A 19,096-nucleotide genomic window follows, 5' to 3' on the forward strand; every position below is an offset into this window, starting at 1 on the left:
GCACGTCGCGCGGTTTTCCACGGGCTCCGCTTAGACCGTGCCCCCGGAGGGTTCCGACCGGGTCAGCGAGAGCAGATCGCGGGCCGGGCCCGTCGGGCGGTGGCCCGAGGGCCAGACCGCGCGCAGCTGGCGGCGCAGCCGGGCCCCGGCGATCGGGACCTTCACCAGGCGGCGGGCGGACAGCTCCTCGCCGAGCGCGAGCTCGCTCAGGACGCAGGGGCCGGCGCCGCTCTCCGCCGCGCCCTTGACCGCGGTGGTCGAGGAGAGCTCCAGGAGCGGCGGGGCCAGCGGGCCGTGGACGGCGAGCGCGGCGTCCAGGACCTGGCGGGTGCCGGAGCCGTGCTCGCGCAGGATCAGCGGGGTCGCGGCAAGTTCGCCCGGGGTCAGCGGGGTGCGGCGGCGGGCCCACGGGTGGGCGGGTGCGACCACGACGACGAGGCGGTCGTGGGCGATGACCGTGCCGTCGAGCCCGGCCGGGACGGACAGCCCCTCCACGAAGCCCAGGTCCGCCTCGCCGCTCAGCAGCCGCTCGGCGACCACCGCGGAGTTCCCGGCGAGCAGCGAGACGGCGGTGCCGGGGCGTTCGGCGCGCAGGGCGATGAGCCAGCCGGGGAGCAGGTATTCGGCGATGGTCATGGAGGCGGCGACCCGCAGCCGGGAGTCGCGGCGGTCGCGCAGCGCCTGGGCGCCCGCGTCGAACGCCTCGGCGGCCTCCACGACCCGGCGCGCCCAGTCGGTGACCAGGGCGCCCGCGTCGGTGAGCCGGGAGCCCCGGGGCGAGCGGTCGAGGAGGGCGAGGCCGAGCTGCCGTTCCATCGAGCGGACCCGGCTGCTGGCGGCGGGCTGGGTGATGCCGACGTCCCGGGCGGCCCGGCCGAGGCTGCCGTGCCGGGCGACGGCGAGGAGCAGTTCCAGTGCGCCCAGGTCGGGCACCCGGTGGGACAGGGGGGCGGGCGGTTCGCTGGACATAAGTCCACCTTATGACCTCATAGAGCGGTGATCCCTGGTGGGGTTCTGCCGCGCCGCAGAGGATCGTGGCATGGCCATCCATCTGCGGACCCGCACCTCTCCCCCGTACGCCGGTACCCTCCGGCGGCCCGCGCTGCGGCACTTCGGGCCCAACTGGTACGCCACGGTGATGGGCACCGCGATCGTCGCGAGCGCGGGCGCGGCGCTGCCGGTGCACGTGCCGGGGCTGCGCGGCGCGTGCACGGTGGTCTGGCTGTTCTCGGCGCTGCTGCTCGCCGCCGTGCTGGCCGCCCGCGCCGGGCACTGGGCGGCCCACCCCGACCAGGCGCGCGCCCATCTCGCGGACCAGGCCGTCGCGCCGTTCTACGGCTGCCTGTCGATGGCGCTGCTGGCCGTCGGGGGCTCCGGCCTGACCGTGGGCAAGGACCTCATCGGGCACCCGGCGGCGCTCGCGCTGGACGTGGTGCTGTACACGGCGGGCACGGTGACCGGTCTGGTGGCGGCCGTGGCGGTCCCGTACCTCATGATCGTGCGCCACCGGCCGGAGCCGGGCACCGCGTCCCCGGTGTGGCTGCTGCCGGTGGTGGCGCCGATGGTGTCGGCCGCGCTCGGCCCGCTGCTCGTGGCGGAGCTGCCCCCGGGCCAGGGGCGCGAGGCGCTGCTCCTCGGCTGCTACGCGATGTTCGGGCTCAGCCTGCTGGCGACGCTGGTCATGCTCCCGCTGGTCTTCGGACGGCTGGTGCACGGGGGCCCGCTGCCGCTCGCCCTGACGCCCACCCTGTTCCTGGTGCTCGGCCCGCTGGGCCAGTCGACCACCGCGGTCAACGCGCTGGCCGATGTGGCGCCGGGTGCGATCGGAAGCCCGTACGCCTCGGCGCTGCGGGCGTTCGCGGTGCTGTACGGGGTGCCGGTGATGGGCTTCGCCCTGATGTGGCTGGCCCTGGCCGTGGCGCTGGTGGTGCGGGCGGTACGGGGCGGGATGACGTTCTCGATGACCTGGTGGGGCTTCACGTTCCCCGTCGGCACCTGTGTGACGGGCGCGGCGGGCCTGGCCCGGCACACCGGACTGACCGCGTTCAGCTGGCTGGCCGTCGCGCTGTACGTGCTGCTGGTCTCGGCGTGGGCGGTGGCGGGCGTACGCACGGTGCGCGGGCTGCTCAGCGGAGTGCTGCTCGCAGCGCCGCGGGGGCCCGTACCAGCGACGGCCCGTACCAGGTGAGGTACCGCCCGTCGACCAGGGCGGCGGGCAGCCCGGGGAAGGCCTCCGGCCCGTCGTTCCGGGTGAAGCGGTAGGGCTCGTCGGGCAGGACCACCAGCTCGGCACCGGCCGCGTTGAGCTCGTCGAGCGGGACGCGCGGATAGCGCTCGGCGTGGTCCGCGTACACGTTGGCCACGCCGAGCCGGGCCAGCAGGTCACCGGCGAAGGTGTCGCGGCCCAGCACCATCCACGGCCTGCGCCACACCGGGACGATCGCGCGGCGCGGCGGGCCGGGCGGCGGGAGGGTCGCCCAGGCGGCCTCGGCCTCGTCCAGCCAGCGCGGACGGGGCAGCCCGCAGGCGCCGGTCAGCAGCCGGTCCAGCTCGCCGAAGGCGTCGTCCAGGGTGCGGACAGTGGTGACGAGGACGTCCGCGCCGGCGTCCCGCAGGGCGGCCAGGTCGGGGGCCCGGTTCTCCTCCTCGTTGGCCACCACCAGGTCGGGGCGCAGGGCCAGGATCGCGTCCACGTCGGGGTTCTTGGTGCCGCCGACGCGGGCGGCGGCGAGTCCGGCCGGGTGGGTGCACCAGTCGGTGACGCCGACGAGCAGCCCGGGGGCCGTCCCGGCGACGGCCTCGGTGAGGGAGGGGACCAGCGAGACGACGCGCACGCCTGCCCTCAGCGCCTGGGGTCGGACGTGGCGTCGATGTGTTCGGCGACCGCGACGCACAGCAGCCGGGTGCCGGGGAGGGTGGCCCGCCAGCGGTGCCGGACCCCGCCGGACAGGAAGAGCGTGTCGCCCTGGACCAGCCGGTAGGCCCGCCCCTCCGCCTCCACTTCGGCGGCGCCCTCGGCGACGTACAGGAGCTCGTCGTTGCGGTGCTGGAACTCCCGCCCGAGGTCGAGTTCCCCGGTGAATTCCAGGGCGCTGAGCTGGTGGCGTCCGCGGACCACCCGGTGCACCCCGTCCTCCTGGGCGGCGCGCACGACGTCGACCGCGCGTGCGGAGTCCGCGGCGGCGCGCAGCCGGGCCGTGGTGGTCTCCAGCGCCTCGGCGACCCGGTCGAGCGACCGGGCGCTGGGTCTGGCGCGCTCGTTCTCGATCTGGCTGAGGAACGGCACGGAAAGGCCGCTGCGCGAGGCGACCGCGGCCAGGGTGAGTCCCAGGGATCTGCGCTGTCGGCGGACGGCAGCGCCCACCCGGAGTGTTTCCTTCTCGTCCATGTCCGGCTCCCTCCCGAAACGCCATCCTTCCGGTTGTGGGGCCTTCGCGCACACCGTTAGGCCAGGACGGACCGGAAAGTGAGCACTCCGGAACGCCGGAAGGGGTGGGTCGCGCCGTCGGCGCGACCCACCCCTTCACGGGCTGCGGCCCTGGTCGGGGCCGGTGACGGCTCCTACTGGGGGGCCATCTTGTCCGCGATGCCCGGGTTCTTCTCCATCCAGGCCTTCACGGCTTCCTCTTCGTGCCCTGTACCGAGCTTCTGGATCTGGTTCTCCAGGCCGGCGAGCTGCTTCTCGCTCAGCTTGAAGTCCTTGAACCACTTCGTCAGCTGCGGGTAGTTCTCCGGGAACTCCTTGGAGGCGATGGTGTGCAGCCGGTCGCCCTCACCGAACGCCTTCTTCGGGTCCTGGAGCTTGGTCATCCCGTACTCGCTGTACGCCCAGTGCGGGGTCCACAGCAGGACGGCGATGGGCTCCTTCTTGGCGTACGCGCGCTTCAGCTCGGCGAGCATGCCGGGGGTCGAGGAGTCGACCACCTTGTACTCGTCGTCCAGGCCGTAGGCCGGGAGCACGTTCTTCTTCAGGTTCTCCATCGTGGCGGTGCCGGGCTCGATGCCGACGATCCGGCCCTTGAACTTCGAGCTCTTGCCCTTGAGGTCGGCCAGGGACTTCACGTCCTTGACGTAGTCGGGCACCGCGACCTCGATGGAGGTCGGGCCGTACCAGGAGCCGACGTCCGTCAGCTTGGAGCCGTACTTGGACCAGTAGTTCTTCTGGGTGAACGGGAGCCAGCCGTCGAACTGCACGTCGATCTGGCCCCGCGACATCGCGGTGTACATCGGACCGACCTCGAACTGCTTGAGGTTGATCTTGTAGCCGCGCTCCTCCAGGACGGCCTTCCACAGGTACGTGGCGGCGATGTCCTCCTCCCAGGGGAACCAGGCCATCTCGACCGGACGGTCGCGCTCGTCCTTGCCGTTCGCGCCCTTGGCCGGGGCGGACTTCTTCACCGGGGTCCACTTGTCGGCGACGTCCGGGTTGGCCTTCAGCCAGGTGCGGACGGCCTCCTGCTCCTTGCCGGAGCCGCTCTTCTGGATCTGGGCCTCAAGGCTGGTGAGCTGGTCCTCGCTCATCTTGAAGTCCTTGAGCCACTGGGCGACCTCGGGGTTGTCCCCGGTGAAGCCCTTGCGGGTCAGGGTGTGGATGCCGTCGCCCTTGCCCCAAAGGTTCTTGGGGTCCTTGAGCTTGGTCAGCTCGAACTGGTTGTACGCCCAGTGCGGCGACCACAGCGGGACGACGATCGGTTCCTTCTTGGCGTACGCGCGCTTCAGCTCGGCCAGCATGGACGGCGTGGAGCCGTCGACGACCTTGTACTCCTTGTCCAGGCCGTAGCCCGGCAGGATCTTGTCCTTGAGCAGGCCCATCTCACCGGCGCTGGGCTCGATGCCGACGACCCGGCCCTTGAACTGCGAGGCCTTGCCCTTGAGGTCGGTCAGGGACTTCACGTCCTTGACGTAGCTGGGGACGGCCAGCTCCAGCGAGGTGGGGCCGTACCAGGAGCCCATGTCCTCCAGGCGGTCCTTGTACTTCTTCCAGTACGAGGCGTGGGTGACCGGCAGCCAGGAGTCGGTCTCGAAGTCGATCTGGCCGCTCGCCATGCCGGTGTACAGCGCGCCGGCCTCGTACTGCTTGACGTCGACCTCGAAGCCGCGCTGCTCCAGCAGCTCCTTCCACAGGAAGGTGGAGGCGATGCCCTCGTCCCACGGGATGTAACCCATGCTGATCTTCTTGCCGGCACCGATCTTCGTGGTGTCGGAGGCCGTGGCGGTGTCGTCGTCCGAGGAGCCGAAGATCCCCATGCCGCCGGCGACGAGCGCCAGGGCGACGACGCCCGCGACGGCGACGACGGGCTGCGGGCGGTGGTGCCAGATCTTCAGGCCGCCGGCCATCGACTGCGCCTTGGCGACCGCGCGGCGGGCGAGCGGGGAGACCTCGCGGCCCAGGGCGCTGGTCATCCGGTCCAGGTACATGGCCAGGATGACGATGGAGACACCGGCCTCGAAGCCCAGGCCGACGTCGACGTTGCCGATGGCGCGGTAGACGGAGCCGCCGAGGCCGCCGCCGCCGACCATGCCGGCGATGACCACCATGGACAGGCCCAGCATGATGACCTGGTTGATGCCCGCCATGATCGTGGGCAGCGCCAGCGGCAGCTGGACCCGCAGCAGGGTGTTGCGGGAGGTGGTGCCGAAGGCCTCGGCCGCCTCGACGAGCTCGCCGTCGACCTGACGGATGCCGAGTTCGGTCATCCGGACGCCCGGGGGCAGCGCGAAGATGATGGTGGCGATGATGCCGGGAACGACACCGACGCCGAAGAAGATCACGCCGGGGATCAGGTAGACCATGGCGGGCATGGTCTGCATGAAGTCCAGGACCGGCCGGGTCACCGCGCTCACCGTCTTGGAGCGGGAGGCCCAGATGCCGAGCGGCACGGCCAGGACCAGCGTCACGATCGTCGCGACGAGCACCAGCGTGAGCGTGTCCATCGCCTCGTCCCACAGCTCGACCGAGTCGATGAGGGCGAAGCCGACGAAGGCGAGGACACCGGCGAGCAGACCGCGCAGCCACCAGGCGATGACGGCGACGATGCCCGCGAAGAGCAGGGGCGCGGGAGCGGAGAGCACGGCGGCGATGCCGTCGAACATCCCGCTCACGACGGAGCTGATGAAGTCGAAGAGCCAGGAGAGGTGGTTCTGGAGCCAGTCGACCGCGGAGTCGACCCAGTCGCCGAGATGGAGCCTAAACACCGGCCACCTTCTTCAGCGAGGTCGCGGCGTCCTGGGGAGCCTGGGCGGGGGTCATCGGCTCGCCGAGCACGGCGAGCAGCCGCTCGCGGGGCACGACGCCGAGGAGCTTGCCCTTGTCGTCGGTCACGGCGACTGCGACCCGGCTCTGCGAGCAGGGTGTGAACAGCTCGATGATCGGCGTGGCCTCGGTGACGGTGGCCGGGGTGGCCGCCAGCACGTCGTCGGTGTTCCGGATCTCCGTGCCCTTGTCGCAGAGCGTGCCGATGACGGTGTCCGTCTCGGCCATGATCGCGCCGGCGGTCAGCACCCGGGCACGGTCCACGTCCTGGGTGAAGGAGGCGACGTAGTCGTTGGCCGGGGTGACGAGGATGTCCTCGGCGGTGCCGAGCTGGACTATCTCGCCGTCGCGCATCACGGCTATCCGGTCGCCGAGGCGCATGGCCTCGTTGAGGTCGTGGGTGATGAAGACGATGGTCTTCTTCAGCCGCTTCTGGAGCTCCAGGAGCTGGTCCTGCATGTCGCGGCGGATCAGCGGGTCGAGCGCGCTGAAGGACTCGTCCATCAGGAGCAGGTCGGCGTCGGTGGCGAGCGCGCGGGCGAGGCCCACGCGCTGCTGCATGCCGCCGGACAGCTCGTCGGGCCAGGACTTCTCCCAGCCGGCCAGGCCGGTCAGCTCCAGGGCCTCGGTGGCGCGGCGGTTGCGCTCGGCGCGCGGGACGCCCTGCACCTCCAGGCCGTACGCGGCGTTCTCCAGGACGCTCCGGTGGGGGAAGAGCGCGAAGTGCTGGAACACCATGCTGATCTTGGTGGAGCGGACCCGGCGGAGCTCGGCGGGGCTCAGGGCGGTCAGGTCCTGGCCGTCGAAGAGCACCTGGCCGGAGGTGGGCTCCAGCAGGCCGTTGAGCATCCGCAGCAGGGTGGACTTGCCCGAGCCGGACAGACCCATCACGACGAAGATCTGGCCCGGTTCGACGGTGAACGACGCGTCGATCACCGCTGCGGTGGTTCCGTCGGCGCGCAGCGCGTCGCGGCCGGTGCCGCTCCGCAGCTTCTGCACGGCTTGATCGGGTCGTCTGCCGAACACTTTGTACAAGTGCTCGGCTTGCAGCCTGGACACATACACCTCACGCGTTGAACCGAGAACGGTCTGCCACCCCCGCCGGCAGACCGTGGAGCGGCACGGATTCTGTCCGCATGACACGCGCAGTAGTTGAAAATGCGACGTGGTCCGCTCCGATGGCGCGCCTGCCCCGGCTTATCCGGAGCAAACACAAGAGTGACCTGGATCACATGAAACAGCCTGGTTTTCCGGGAACCGCGTCCGCGGCGGCCGCTGTCGGTGCCGTGCGGCATCATCGGCGTGTGACGCGACGCCTGATGCTCCTCGACACCGCCTCCCTCTACTTCCGCGCCTACTTCGGCGTGCCCGACTCGGTGCGCGCGCCGGACGGCACCCCGGTCAACGCCGTGCGCGGGCTGCTGGACTTCATCGGCCGCCTGGTGCAGGACCACCGGCCGGACGACCTCGTCGCCTGCTGGGACGCGGACTGGCGGCCGCAGTGGCGGGTCGACCTCATCCCGACGTACAAGGCGCACCGGGTGGCCGTCGAGACCGGGGCGGGCGTGCCCGACGAGGAGGAGACGCCGGACACGCTGGCCCCGCAGGTCCCGGTCATCGCGGACGTGCTGGACGCGCTGGGCATCGCCCGGGTCGGCGCCGAGGGGTACGAGGCGGACGACGTGATCGGCACGCTGACCGGGCGGGCGGCCGGCCCGGTCGACATCGTCACCGGCGACCGGGACCTGTACCAGCTGGTGGACGACGCCCGCGGGGTGCGGGTGCTCTACCCGCTGAAGGGGGTCGGCACCCTCCAGCTGACGGACGAGGCGTGGCTGCGTGAGAAGTACGGGGTGGACGGCGCCGGATACGTGGACCTGGCGCTGCTGCGCGGTGACCCGAGCGACGGGCTGCCGGGCGTGCCCGGGATCGGCGAGAAGACGGCGGCGAAGCTGCTGGACGCCTTCGGCGACCTGGCCGGGATCATGGCGGCGGTGGACGATCCGGCGGCCAAGCTGACGCCCTCGCAGCGCAAGCGGCTGGACGAGGCCCGCGCCTATGTGGCCGTCGCGCCGAAGGTGGTGCGGGTCGCCGGTGACGTACCGCTGCCGGACTTCGACCCGGCGCTGCCCGCCGCGCCGCGCGATCCGGCCGCCCTCGACGCGCTCGCGACCCGGTGGGGACTGGGCGGGGCCCTCCAGCGCCTCCACTCCGCACTGCAATCCTGAGGTGTTAAGTTAGGTAACCCTAAGGCCGATGTCGGCATCGGTTGACGGTTATCCAATTCCGGCAGCAGGGAGCACACCTCGTGGCAGAACGACCGGAGCGGCGGGCACCGAAGGCTCAGGGGGCGCACGTGCTGCGCACCGAGCAGATCACCCCGCACATGATCCGGGTGGTGCTCGGCGGCGACGGTCTCGCCGAGTTCGCGCTCGCGGGCTTCACCGACCATTACGTCAAACTGTGCTTCGCCCCCGAGGGCGCGGACTACACCCACCCCTTCGACATGGCCCGCATCCGCGAGGAGTACCCCCGCGAGCTGTGGCCCACCACCCGTACCTACACGGTGCGTTCCTGGGACCCGGCCGCCCGGGAACTGGCGATCGACTTCGTGGTGCACGGCGACGAGGGCCTCGCCGGGCCCTGGGCCGCGGGCGCGAAGCCGGGCGACCAGGTGACGTTCCTGGGCCCCGGCGGCGGTTACGCCCCCGACACCTCGGCGGACTGGCACCTGCTGGTGGGCGACGAGAGCGCGCTCCCGGCCGTCGCCGCCGCGCTGGAGCAGATGCCGGCGGGTGCGGTGGTGCACGCGTACGTCGAGGTGGCGGACGCGGCGGAGGAGCAGAAGATCGCCACGCCGGACGGCGTGGAGGTCACCTGGCTGCACCGGGCCGGGCGGCCCGTCGGCGCGGCGCTCACCGAGGCCGTGACGGGGCTGGAGTTCCCGTCCGGCCGGGTCCAGGCCTTCGTGCACGGCGAGGCGGGCTTCGTCAAGGAGATCCGCCGCCACCTGCGCCTGGAGCGCGAGATCCCGGCCTCCCAGCTGTCGATCTCCGGCTACTGGCGCCTCGGCCACGACGACGAGGCCTGGCGCTCCGTCAAGCGCGAGTGGAACGAGCAGGTCGAGCGCGAGCAGGAGAGCGCGGCCTGACCTCCGTACGACATGGCTGTGCCCCGGTCCGACGGGCCGGGGCACAGCTGTTTCGTCAGACGGACTTCTGGTACGAGCGGAACGTACGGGTCGACAGCGCCACCGCGGCCGCGGCGAGCAGCACGAGCCCGCCGCAGCGGGTGAGGACCAGTTGCCAGTCAGGGTCGGGGCCGAGCGCCGAGCGACCCGCCACCATGGCCCAGTTGACCGGATTGAAGGCGGCGATGTCCCGCATCCAGCCGGGCATCTGACTGGGCGCCATGAAGGACGTGGACAGGAAGGTGAGCGGCATCAGCAGGAAGGTGTTGATGCCGATGATCGACTCCCGCTCCCGCACGATCATGCCCACGGCGTTCGAGAGCGCCCCGAAGACCGTGCCGAGCAGCACCGAGGCGGCGACCAGGATCAGCAGTCCGGCCGCGCCGCCCGGATAGCCCGCGCCCGCCGCCCAGCCGAGCAGCAGGATGGCCACGGACTGGACGGTGGTGGCGATGCCGTTCTGCACGACGTTGGCGTTCATCAGGGCGTTCCGGCTGACGGGCGTCGTGAGGAAGCGGTTGAGCGTGCCGCGCTCGATCTCCTCCAGGGTGCCCATCCCGGCCCACATGCTCGACCCGAGGGCGCTCATCACGACGATGCCGGGGACGAGGTAGTCCAGGTAGGAGGTGGTGCCGAAGCCGCCGAGCTCGACCACCTTCTTGAACAGGTTGCCGAAGAGGAAGAGCCAGATCACCGGCTGGATCAGGGAGATCGCCAGGAAGACGGGCTGCCGGAGGATCGCCATCAGCTGGCGTTGCGTCATGTACCAGGTTTCGGAGAGGACCTGACCGCTCATCGGGCACCTCCCGCGAGAGCCGGTTCGGGGGCGGTCGCCGCGCTCTCCGACTCCGCGTCCTGGAAGCGGCGGCCGGCGTACCGCAGATAGACGTCGTCCAGCGAGGGCCGGGCGACGGTGGCCGCCGCGACGGCGGCCCCGGCCCGTTCGAGGGCGGCCAGCAGCACCGGTACGGCGGCCGCGCCGTCCTCGGCCCGGACGCTGACCCGGCGCCCCTCGGCCACCGCCTCGTGCACCCCGGGCAGCCCGGCGAGCGCGGTGACGGCCTCGGCACCGGCGTCCGCGCGCAGCTCCACATGGACGGCGTCGCCGCGCAGCTCGCCCTTGAGCTCGTCGGGGGTGCCCTCGACCACGATCCGGCCGCGGTCGACGATCGCGATGCGTTCCGCGAGCCGGTCCGCCTCCTCCAGGTAATGCGTGGTGAGGACGATGGTCAGGCCCTCGTCACCGGCCAGCCGGGAGATCTCGTCCCACATCGCCGTCCGGGCCTCCGGGTCGAGCCCGGTCGTCGGCTCGTCCAGGAACAGCACCTCGGGGCGGTGCATCAGCCCGAGCGCCACGTCCAGGCGGCGCAGCATGCCGCCCGAGTACCCCTTGACCAGGCGCTTCCCGGCGTCGGCGAGGGCGAACCGCTCCAGCAGCTCATCGGCGCGGCGCTGCACGGCGGCCCCGCGCATCCCGTACAGCCGGCCCTGGAGGAGCAGGTTCTCGCGGCCGGTGGCGACCGGGTCGGCGCCGGACTTCTGGGCGACGACACCGATCGCGCGGCGCACCCGGTCCGGGTGGGCGAGGACGTCGTGCCCGGCGACGGACGCGGTCCCGGAGTCGGGGCGGGCGAGGGTGGTGAGGATCTTGACGGTGGTGGACTTCCCGGCGCCGTTGGGCCCGAGGAGCCCGAAGACGGTGCCGGCGGTGACGGTGAGGTCCATGCCGCGCAGTGCGGTGACCCCTCCCGGATAGGTCTTGACGAGTTGTCGCGCCTCGACAGCGGGCGCACGGGTGCTCATGACGGAGCTCTCCTGTGGTCGGCCGGGCGTCCGGTTGTCCGGACGCCGTGGGGCCGGTCCGCGTGGGAGTGCCGGGCTATCCTGGGTGTGCCGCACCTCGATCGCCCGGGCCGCCTCCACGGTGGTCCGGCTTTGGGGTTCGAGACCCCGGCGCGGACTGCTGCAACAGTCCCGCCGGGGTCTTTTTTCGTCTTTACTCCCGGTCGTCGAGGTCCTGCCAGTCCTGCGGGACCTCGCCGGTCTCGTGGAACGACCTCCACTCCTCGATACCGCTGATGGTGGCCTCGCCGATCTCCTGGCGGAACGCGGCGATCCACTCCAGCTCCGCCTCCAGCATGTGGAGCTGGTACTCCGTCTCCACGACGAAGACGCGGGGCAGCGAGCCCCCGAGCTGGGCGAGGACCCCGCGCAGCGCGGCAGCCCGCACGATCTGCGCCTGCTCGCGGTCCGCGAGGAGTTCCCCCACCTCCTCCGGGGGCAGCGCGGGAAGCAGGGCCAGTGCCGTTTCGAAGACCGGGTACTCCTCGGCCGGCACCGCGATCAGGTCGGACAGCCAGTGCAGCATCTCGGCGCGCCCGGCCTCGGTGAGGCCGTACAGCGTGCGTTCCGGGCGGTTGCCCTGGCGCTGGACGCCCGTCACCTCGACGTAGCCGTGCTTCTCGAGGTTCTGGACGACGGTGTACAGCGAACCGAAGTTGATCTTCACGCTGTGCTGCTTGCCGCGCCTGCGGAGGGTCTGGGCGATCTCGTACGGATGCATGGACCGCTCGGCGAGCAGCACCATCACCGTGAGCGCCAGCGGATTGCTGAGCTTGCGCCGCTTGGCCACCGCCGCCCACCTCCGTAGATTTCCTCGTTCACGAATACTCGTGGCCGAACATAGCTCGATTTCCGACGACGCGTCAACCGCGATGTATCGCGATTCTTGGAGCCGTTTCCGAGCGGGCCGCCGGGAAGTCGTGGAAGGATCCCCGGATTCCGGCCAATCCGCCAGGGCACCGGCTCCGAATCACCCCCGGAGAGCGATGACCACCGAAGGGAACCCCGCGTGAAAGAAGCCGTGTACATCAGCGGAATGGCCTCGGCGGGGCCCGATCTCCAGGAGCTGATGGGGCAGGTCGCCCGGGGCGACCAGGACGCGTTCGCCCAGGTCTACGACGCGGTGAGCGGCCCGGTGCTCGGGCTCGTCCGCAATGTGCTGCGCGATCCCGCCCAGTCGGAGGAGGTCGCCCAGGAGGTCCTGGTGGAGGTGTGGCGCACCGCGTCCCGCTTCCAGGCGGCCCGGGGCAGCGCCATGAACTGGGTGCTGACCCTCGCCCACCGCCGTGCCGTCGACCGGGTCCGCTCCGCGCAGGCGTCGGCCGCCCGCGAGCACAAGGCCGCCCTGCTCGACCGCACGCCCGCCTTCGACGAGGTCACCGAACAGGTCGAGACCCGGCTGGAACGCGAGCAGGTGCGCCGCTGCATGCGGACGCTGTCCGAGATCCAGCGCGAGTCCGTCACCCTGGCGTACTACCGGGGGCTGACCTATCGCGAGGTGGCCGAACTGCTCGCGGTACCGCTCGGCACGATCAAGACTCGACTGCGCGACGGGCTGATCCGGATGCGCGACTGCCTCGGGGTGACCTCATGACCGACGCCGGACTCCACACACTGACGGGCGCCTACGCCCTGCACGCCCTGCCGGACACCGAACGCCGGGACTTCGAACGGCACCTGGGCGACTGCGAGGCCTGCTCCACCGAGGTGCGCGAGCTCTCCGAGACCGCGACCCGCCTCGGTCTCGCCGTCGCCGCCCCGGCCCCCCGCGAGCTGCGGGAGCGGGTGCTCCGGGAGATCACGACCGTACGCCAGGAGCCGCCCGCCCTCCCCCGCCGCGGGCGCTCGCCGGACCGGCGGGGCGGGGCGGCCCGGTGGTCCCGGTTCGCCCTGGCCGCGTGCCTCGCCGCGGCGGTGGGCTTCGGCGGGATCGCCGTGTGGCAGCACCAGGAGGCCCGGGACGCCCGGCAGCGGGCGGACGCGGCCGGGCTCCGGGCCGAGCAGGTGGCCCGGGTCCTCGCCGCGCCCGACGCGAAGACCTCGTCCGGCAAGCTGGACGACGGGGCGCAGGGCACGGTGGTGGTCTCCCGCAGCGAGGACCGGGCGGTGTTCCTGGCCACCGGGCTGGCCGAGGCGCCCAGCGGCAAGGTCTACCAGCTGTGGTTCGACGACGGCGGCACGATGCGTTCGGCGGGCCTGATGCGCGCCTCGGGCCCGTCCTCGACCACGTACACGACGCTGCTCGACGGCCCGGTGGACGGGGCGACGGGCATGGGCATCACCGTGGAACCGGCGGGCGGTTCGGCGCGGCCGACCTCGGACCCGGTGGCGCTGATGGAGTTCCCGGCGTGAGGCGTGCGCCCGGGGGCGGTCCCCCGGGCGCACGGTCCGCGCGTGCGTTCAGCCCCGGCGCGGCGGGCGCGGGAAGAAGCCGCTGGTGCGCGCGGCGTACGCGGCGAAGCCGGGGCGGTCGGCCATGTGCCGTTCCAGGAGGGCCTTGCCGCTGCCGCCGATGAGCAGATACGTCATCAGGGCGGGCGCCACCAGCGTGGCAGCGGCGGCGGCCGGAGCCTGGCAGACAATCAGGAACAGGCCCCACCAGACGCAGAAGTCCCCGAAGTAGTTGGGGTGCCGGGTCCAGGACCAGAGCCCCCGGTCCATGATCGCGCCCCGGTTGTCCGGGTCGGCCTTGAACCGGGCCAGCTGGTGGTCGCCCACCGCCTCGAAGAACATGCCGAGCGCCCAGAGCGCGGCCCCGGCCCAGGCCAGGGCGTTCACCGGCCCGGTGAGACAGCCGGCCGCCTGCACGGGGAGCGAGATCAGCCAGACCAGGGCGCCCTGGAGGAGGTACACCTTCCGCAGGGCGTAGAGGTCCGGGTTGCCGGGCGCCTTCGCGAGCATCTTCGCGTAGCGCGGGTCCTCGCCGTGCCCCCGTCCGCGCCGGGCGATGTGCCACGCCAGGCGCACCCCCCAGACCGTGGTGAGCACCGTGACGAGGAGGCGGCGCGTGGCGTCCCCCTCCCCCGCCGACAGGCCGTACGAGACGAGGGCGACGGCGGCGAAGCCGAGACCCCAGGCGACGTCCACGCCCCGGTGCATGCCCTTGCGGACCCCGGCGGCGAACGCGACGAGCAGGACGACCAGCGCGGCGCCCGCGCAGGGCGCGAGGCCCCGCGCGAACGCCTCCCAGGCGAAGCCGCTCACGACGCGTCCCCGACGGTGCGCAGCGCCTCGCGGGTGGCCGGCATCCCCGACTCCCCGTCACCACCGGGCCGTACGGCGAGGATCTGGTCCACGCCCATCCGCCGCTCCGCGAAGGCGAGGGCGCCGCCGGCCAGGTACAGCCGCCACACCCGTACGGTCTCCTCGCCGACCAGGTCCGTGAACCGCGCCTCGTTCTCCTCCAGGGTCCGGCGCCAGGCGTCGACGGTTCGGACGTAGTGCTCCCGCAGCCCATGGACGTCGCGCACCTCGAGACCGGCGCCCTCCAGCAGGGCGACGGTCTCGCCGACCGGGCGCATGTGCATGTCGGGCGCGATGTACGCCTCGATGAACGCGCCGCCGCCCGGCGCCTCCCGCCCGCGCGACATCTGCTGGACGAGCACCCGGCCGCGCGGGCGGACCATGCCGTGCAGGGTCGCCGCGAAAGCCGGGTACTGGGCGTCCCCGACGTGCTCGCCCATCTCGATGGTGGACACCGCGTCGTAGCCGCCCTCGTGGTCCGGGGCGTCCGCGATGTCGCGGTAGTCGCGGCAGCGCACCTCGACCAGGTCGTCCAGGCCGCGCTCGGAGACCTGTCGGCGCACATGGGCGGCCTGTTCGGCGGCGAGGGTGACGGCGGTGACGCGGACGCCGTGACGCTCGGCCGCGTACAGCGTCAGCGAACCCCAGCCGCAGCCGATGTCCAGCAGCCGCGCACCGGGGCGCAGCCCGAGCTTGCCGCAGATCAGCTCCAGCTTGTCGCGCTGCGCGTCGGCCGCGCCGTAGCCGGGCTCCTCGCTGGTCCAGTAGCCGCAGGAGTACGCCATGGTCTCGTCCAGGAGGAGGGCGTAGAAGGCGTTGGAGAGGTCGTAGTGGTGGCTGATCGCGGCCCGGTCGCGGGCCTTGCTGTGCAGGGCGCCGTCGAGTCCGGTGGCCCGGGCGGCGGGCACGGGCGGCCGGAGCCCGGCCGCGCCGAGGCGCACGGCGGTGCCGGCGGCGCGCAGCCGGTCGCCGAGGCTCGGCCGGGGTGCGGCGAGTCCGCGTTCGCGTACGGCGCGGTGCACGGCCCGCAGTCCCTCGGCGAGGTCGCCCTCGATGTCGATGTCCCCTGTGATGTACGCCTCCGCGAGGCCGAGTTCGCCCGGTTCCCACAGGAGGCGGCGCAGGGCGCGGCGGGTCCGGACGTGGATCAGGGGGCCGTCGGCGGCGCCGGTCTCGCTGCCGTCCCACATGCGCACCCTGACCGGGAGCCGGCCGCCGAGGAACTGCTCGGCCAGGGGCTCGATGCGCTGGGCGGCCCCGTGGGCGGGGCGCTTGTCGGTGAGTGTCATGCCGTTTCCTGTTCCTGACGGGTCAGCAGCAGCTGCCGCACATCGAGGTAGCCGGAGCGGAAGCCCGCTTCGGAGTAGGCGAGGTAGAGGGTCCACATGCGGCGGAAGGTCGCGTCGAAGCCCAGCGCGTCGACGGCCTCCGCCTCTGCGGCGAAGCGTTCGCGCCACAGCCTGAGCGTTTCGGCGTAGTGCGTGCCGAAGCCGTCGGAGCGCTCCACGCGCAGTCCGGTGTGGGCGGCCGTGACCCGGTCGATGGCCTCGGTGGACGGGAGCTGGCCGCCCGGGAAGATGTACTTCTGGATCCAGGTGAAGGTGGACCGGCCGGCCCGCATGCGGTCGTCGGGCATGGTGATGGCCTGGAGCGCGATCCGGCCGCCGGGGGCGAGCAGCCGGTCCAGGGTGCGGAAGTAGACGGGCCAGAACTCCGCGCCGACCGCCTCGATCATCTCGACGCTGACGATCGCGTCGTACGTCCCCTCGATCTCCCGGTAGTCGCACAGCCGGACGTCGACCCGGTCCGCGTGGCCCGCCGCCGCGATCCGCCGGAGGGCCAGATCGCGCTGTTCCCGGGAGAGGGTGACGGAGACGACGTGGGCGCCGCGCTCGGCGGCACGGAGCGCGAGTTCGCCCCAGCCGGTGCCGATCTCCAGGAGCCGGGTGCCGGGGCCGACGGCGGCCAGGTCGAGCAGCCGGTCGATCTTGCGGTGCTGCGCGGCGGGGAGCAGGGCCGGTTCGGCGGGGAAGCCGCGGAACAGTGCCGACGAATAGCTGAGCGTCTCGTCCAGGAAGAGCGCGAACAGGTCGTTGGACAGGTCGTAGTGGTGGCTGATGTTGGTCCGGGCCCCTTCACGGGTGCCGGTCTGCGCCTCGGGGTGGCGGCGCGCCCACAGTCCGCGCAGCCGTTGCAGGGGCTGCGGGACCAGGGTGGCGACCTGCCCGGCCAGGACGGTCAGGACGCCGACGGGGTCGGGCGCGTCCCACTCCCGAGCCATGTACGACTCGCCGAAGCCGATGAGCCCGGCCGCGCCGATCCTGCGGAAGAAGGCGTCCGGGTCGTGGACGTCCATCAGCGGCCCGCCGAGCCCGATGTCCTCCCGCCCGTCGAGGCGCACCCGCAGCGGCAGCCGGGCCAGGGCGCGGCGGACGATCCGCTCGGCGACGGCCGTCCGGAGCCGGGAGGCGCGGGGCAGGGCCACGACGTCCGGCCAGCGTGCCGGGTCGATGCCCACGCGCGCGGCGGGGGCGGGCACGGACGGGGTACGGAACGTGGAGGCGGTCATCGCATGCCCTCCTGGGTGCGGTGGTGGGGGCGGGGCCGGACGGGCAGCCCGCGCAGGTAGAGGCGTATGCCGTGCAGGCGGATGGCGGCGGAGACGACGGCCGTGGACCAGGGGTGGCGCACGGCCAGGCCGAGCAGGACGCGGGCGGTCGCCGGGCGTCGCTCCCCCCGGACGGTCGCGGTGAACGGGCGGGTGCCGGAGCGTTCCAGGTGGACCGTCAGCCGCAGCTGCGGGCCCGGTTCCGGCAGCCGCATCCAGTACGCGCCGTCGGTGCCGAAGAACGGCGATACGTAGAACTCCTTGCTGGTGACCGACCGCCCCCGGTCGTCGGGGCGCAGCAGGTAGCAGTGGCGTTCGCCGTACGTGTTGTGCACCTCGGCGACCGTGCACAGCGGGGTGCCGTCGGCGCGCCGGCACCAGTAGACGGTGAGCGGGTTGAAGACGTAGCCGAGGACCCGGGCCTGGGTCAGCATGAGGACGGTGCCGTCGGCGAGGTCGACGCCGCGCGCGGCCAGGAAGCGGGCGAGCCCGGCCCGGATGGTCGGGGCGGTGCCGCCGAAGTGGTCGCGGGCGTCGAAGCGGGCGAGGAAGCGCAGGGCGCGCGGGAGCGGCGGCGGCCCGTCGGGGTCCGTCAGCCACAGGTAGGTGCGGTGCTGGAAGCCGTACCGGGTGGGCGCGGTCCGTATGTGGGTGATCGTGCACGGGTAGAGGGCGTTCACCAGTCCACCCCCAGCGCGGCCGCGGCCTCGGCACCGGAGCGGCAGCCGTCCTCGTGGAATCCCCAGCCGTGGTAGGCGCCCGCGTAGGCGGTGACCGGCCCGGACAGGGCGGGCAGCCGGGCCTGGGCGGCCACGGACTCCGGGGTGTAGACGGGGTGTTCGTAGAGCATGCGGGCCCGGACGAGGCCGGGAGCGACGCGGTCGGCGCCGTTCAGCGTGACGACGTAGGTCTCGGGGGCGTCGAGCCGCTGGAGCCGGTTCATGTCGTAGCTCACGGTGACGTGGGAGGCGTCGGCGGCGCAGTCCGGCATCAGGTAGTTCCAGGAGGCGCGGGCGCCGGGCGCCGTGGGCAGCAGCCGGGTGTCGGTGTGCAGCAGGGTGGCGTTGCGGGAGTAGCGGAAGGCGCCCAGGGTGCGGGTCTCGTCGTCGGTGGGGTCGGCGAGGAGGCGGAGGGCCTGGTCGGGGTGGGTGGCGACGACGACGTGGTCGAAGGGCTCGGTGGTGCCGTCGTCCGTGGTGATTTCGACGCCGTCCGCGTGCCGCCGGACGCTGCGGACCGGGGTGGCGGTGCGGACGGCGGAGAGCTGCTTGGTCACGCGCTCCACGTAGGTGCGCGAGCCCCCGGTGACGGTCCGCCAGACCGGGGAGCCGCCGATCGCGAGCATGCCGTGGTGGTCGAGGAAGCGGAACAGGTAGCGCGCGGGGTAGCGCATCGCGGTCCCCGGGTCGCAGGACCAGACCGCCGCCACCACGGGCGTCAGGAAGTGGGCGGTGAAGTACGGCGAGAAGCGCCCGCGCGCGGCGAACTCGCCGAGGGTCAGCGTCTCCGCGTCGGGTCCGCCGTCCCGCAGCAGCCGCCGGGCCAGCCGGTGGAAGCGGGGGACGGCGGCGAGCATCCGGGGATAGGCGGGATCGCGGAAGGACGCCGGACGGGCGAGGAGACCGGCCGGGCCGCGTGCCCCCGCGTATTCCAGGCCGCATCCCTCGCACCGGACGGACATGCTCATCTCGGACTCCTGCGTGGGCACGCCGAGTTCGGCGAAGAGCCGGAGCAGGTGCGGGTAGGTGCGCCGGTTGTGCACGATGAAGCCGGAGTCGACGTGGTGGACGCGGCCGTCGGCCCCGGGCAGGTCGTGGGTGTGCGCGTGGCCGCCCACCCGGTCGTCCGCCTCGAACAGCGTCACGTCATGGGCCCTTCGCAGGATGTGCGCGGCCGTGAGCCCCGCCACCCCGCTGCCCACGACGGCCGTGCGTCGCCGCCTGTCGCTCATTGCGCTCCT

At 72.7% G+C, this 19,096-nt stretch carries 18 protein-coding genes; 5 read left to right on the forward strand and 13 right to left on the reverse strand.

Annotation, left to right across the window (positions count from 1 at the left end; translation table 11 throughout):
- Positions 1–30: 30 nt before the first annotated feature.
- Positions 31–969 (reverse strand): LysR family transcriptional regulator, encoded by a 939-nt coding sequence (locus AMK18_RS23820; protein WP_018103778.1) that lies wholly within the window; start codon positions 967–969, stop codon positions 31–33.
- 70 nt (positions 970–1,039) lie between these two features.
- Between AMK18_RS23820 and AMK18_RS23825 the strand changes: the two genes are divergently transcribed.
- Positions 1,040–2,188 carry a TDT family transporter gene (locus tag AMK18_RS23825; RefSeq protein WP_073864427.1) on the forward strand — a complete coding sequence of 383 codons (1,149 nt, stop codon included), beginning with the start codon at positions 1,040–1,042 and terminating at the stop codon, positions 2,186–2,188.
- Here AMK18_RS23825 and AMK18_RS23830 read toward each other — a convergent pair.
- From AMK18_RS23830 to AMK18_RS23845, 4 genes are all read right to left on the reverse strand, one after another.
- Positions 2,127–2,834: a helical backbone metal receptor gene (locus AMK18_RS23830; RefSeq protein WP_073864428.1), complete on the reverse strand. Its 708-nt coding sequence runs from the start codon at positions 2,832–2,834 to the stop codon at positions 2,127–2,129. The two genes, AMK18_RS23825 and AMK18_RS23830, sit on opposite strands and share 62 nt — an antisense overlap.
- Before the next feature lie 8 nt (positions 2,835–2,842).
- The gene (locus tag AMK18_RS23835; RefSeq protein ID WP_018103775.1) at positions 2,843–3,388 is read right to left on the reverse strand and encodes a helix-turn-helix domain-containing protein; all 546 of its coding nucleotides are present in this window, start codon (positions 3,386–3,388) and stop codon (positions 2,843–2,845) included.
- Between the two features lie 173 nt (positions 3,389–3,561).
- Complete coding sequence (locus tag AMK18_RS23840) at positions 3,562–6,195, reverse strand: ABC transporter permease/substrate binding protein (protein WP_073864429.1); 2,634 nt, start codon at positions 6,193–6,195, stop codon at positions 3,562–3,564.
- Positions 6,188–7,252: a quaternary amine ABC transporter ATP-binding protein gene (locus AMK18_RS23845; protein ID WP_018103773.1), complete on the reverse strand. Its 1,065-nt coding sequence runs from the start codon at positions 7,250–7,252 to the stop codon at positions 6,188–6,190. Before AMK18_RS23845 ends, AMK18_RS23840 begins: the two co-directional genes overlap by 8 nt.
- A gap of 320 nt (positions 7,253–7,572) precedes the next feature.
- Here AMK18_RS23845 and AMK18_RS23850 point away from each other — a divergent pair, with 320 nt between their 5' ends.
- Positions 7,573–8,481 carry a 5'-3' exonuclease gene (locus AMK18_RS23850; RefSeq protein WP_018103772.1) on the forward strand — a complete coding sequence of 303 codons (909 nt, stop codon included), beginning with the start codon at positions 7,573–7,575 and terminating at the stop codon, positions 8,479–8,481.
- Positions 8,482–8,561: 80 nt separating this feature from the next.
- Positions 8,562–9,404 carry a siderophore-interacting protein gene (locus AMK18_RS23855; protein WP_073864430.1) on the forward strand — a complete coding sequence of 281 codons (843 nt, stop codon included), beginning with the start codon at positions 8,562–8,564 and terminating at the stop codon, positions 9,402–9,404.
- Between the two features lie 55 nt (positions 9,405–9,459).
- Here AMK18_RS23855 and AMK18_RS23860 read toward each other — a convergent pair whose 3' ends face one another.
- The 3 genes from AMK18_RS23860 to AMK18_RS23870 all read right to left on the reverse strand — a co-directional run bounded on the left by AMK18_RS23860 (position 9,460) and on the right by AMK18_RS23870 (position 12,075).
- Positions 9,460–10,239, reverse strand: a complete 780-nt coding sequence (locus tag AMK18_RS23860) for an ABC transporter permease (RefSeq protein WP_073864431.1) — start codon at positions 10,237–10,239, stop codon at positions 9,460–9,462.
- Positions 10,236–11,246: an ABC transporter ATP-binding protein gene (locus tag AMK18_RS23865; protein WP_073864432.1), complete on the reverse strand. Its 1,011-nt coding sequence runs from the start codon at positions 11,244–11,246 to the stop codon at positions 10,236–10,238. Before AMK18_RS23865 ends, AMK18_RS23860 begins: the two co-directional genes overlap by 4 nt.
- Positions 11,247–11,439: 193 nt before the next feature.
- Positions 11,440–12,075 carry a PadR family transcriptional regulator gene (locus tag AMK18_RS23870; RefSeq protein WP_073864433.1) on the reverse strand — a complete coding sequence of 212 codons (636 nt, stop codon included), beginning with the start codon at positions 12,073–12,075 and terminating at the stop codon, positions 11,440–11,442.
- Positions 12,076–12,294: 219 nt separating this feature from the next.
- On the opposite strand from AMK18_RS23870, the gene AMK18_RS23875 reads away from it, so the two are divergent.
- Together AMK18_RS23875 and AMK18_RS23880 are read left to right on the forward strand one after the other, a co-directional pair.
- A complete protein-coding gene (locus tag AMK18_RS23875) occupies positions 12,295–12,879 on the forward strand; it encodes a sigma-70 family RNA polymerase sigma factor (protein ID WP_026171604.1) in 585 nt (194 codons plus the stop codon).
- Positions 12,876–13,637 (forward strand): anti-sigma factor, encoded by a 762-nt coding sequence (locus AMK18_RS23880; RefSeq protein ID WP_073864434.1) that lies wholly within the window; start codon positions 12,876–12,878, stop codon positions 13,635–13,637. Before AMK18_RS23875 ends, AMK18_RS23880 begins: the two co-directional genes overlap by 4 nt.
- 48 nt (positions 13,638–13,685) lie before the next feature.
- On the opposite strand, the gene AMK18_RS23885 is transcribed toward AMK18_RS23880, so the two are convergent.
- The 5 genes from AMK18_RS23885 to AMK18_RS23905 are packed head-to-tail and all read right to left on the reverse strand — an operon-like array spanning position 13,686 to position 19,087.
- Positions 13,686–14,489 carry a DUF1295 domain-containing protein gene (locus AMK18_RS23885; RefSeq protein ID WP_018103765.1) on the reverse strand — a complete coding sequence of 268 codons (804 nt, stop codon included), beginning with the start codon at positions 14,487–14,489 and terminating at the stop codon, positions 13,686–13,688.
- Complete coding sequence (locus AMK18_RS23890; protein ID WP_073864435.1) at positions 14,486–15,817, reverse strand: SAM-dependent methyltransferase; 1,332 nt, start codon at positions 15,815–15,817, stop codon at positions 14,486–14,488. The genes AMK18_RS23885 and AMK18_RS23890 overlap by 4 nt, the downstream gene beginning before the upstream one ends.
- Positions 15,814–17,097, reverse strand: a complete 1,284-nt coding sequence (locus AMK18_RS23895; protein ID WP_073864436.1) for an SAM-dependent methyltransferase — start codon at positions 17,095–17,097, stop codon at positions 15,814–15,816. The genes AMK18_RS23890 and AMK18_RS23895 overlap by 4 nt, the downstream gene beginning before the upstream one ends.
- Positions 17,094–17,816 carry a DUF1365 domain-containing protein gene (locus AMK18_RS23900; protein ID WP_079199336.1) on the reverse strand — a complete coding sequence of 241 codons (723 nt, stop codon included), beginning with the start codon at positions 17,814–17,816 and terminating at the stop codon, positions 17,094–17,096. Before AMK18_RS23900 ends, AMK18_RS23895 begins: the two co-directional genes overlap by 4 nt.
- Positions 17,813–19,087, reverse strand: a complete 1,275-nt coding sequence (locus AMK18_RS23905; RefSeq protein ID WP_073864437.1) for an NAD(P)/FAD-dependent oxidoreductase — start codon at positions 19,085–19,087, stop codon at positions 17,813–17,815. Before AMK18_RS23905 ends, AMK18_RS23900 begins: the two co-directional genes overlap by 4 nt.
- Positions 19,088–19,096: the final 9 nt, after the last annotated feature.

It is taken from the genome of Streptomyces sp. CB01249, assembly GCF_001905735.1.
In the GTDB taxonomy this organism is placed as follows: Bacteria; Actinomycetota; Actinomycetes; order Streptomycetales; family Streptomycetaceae; genus Streptomyces.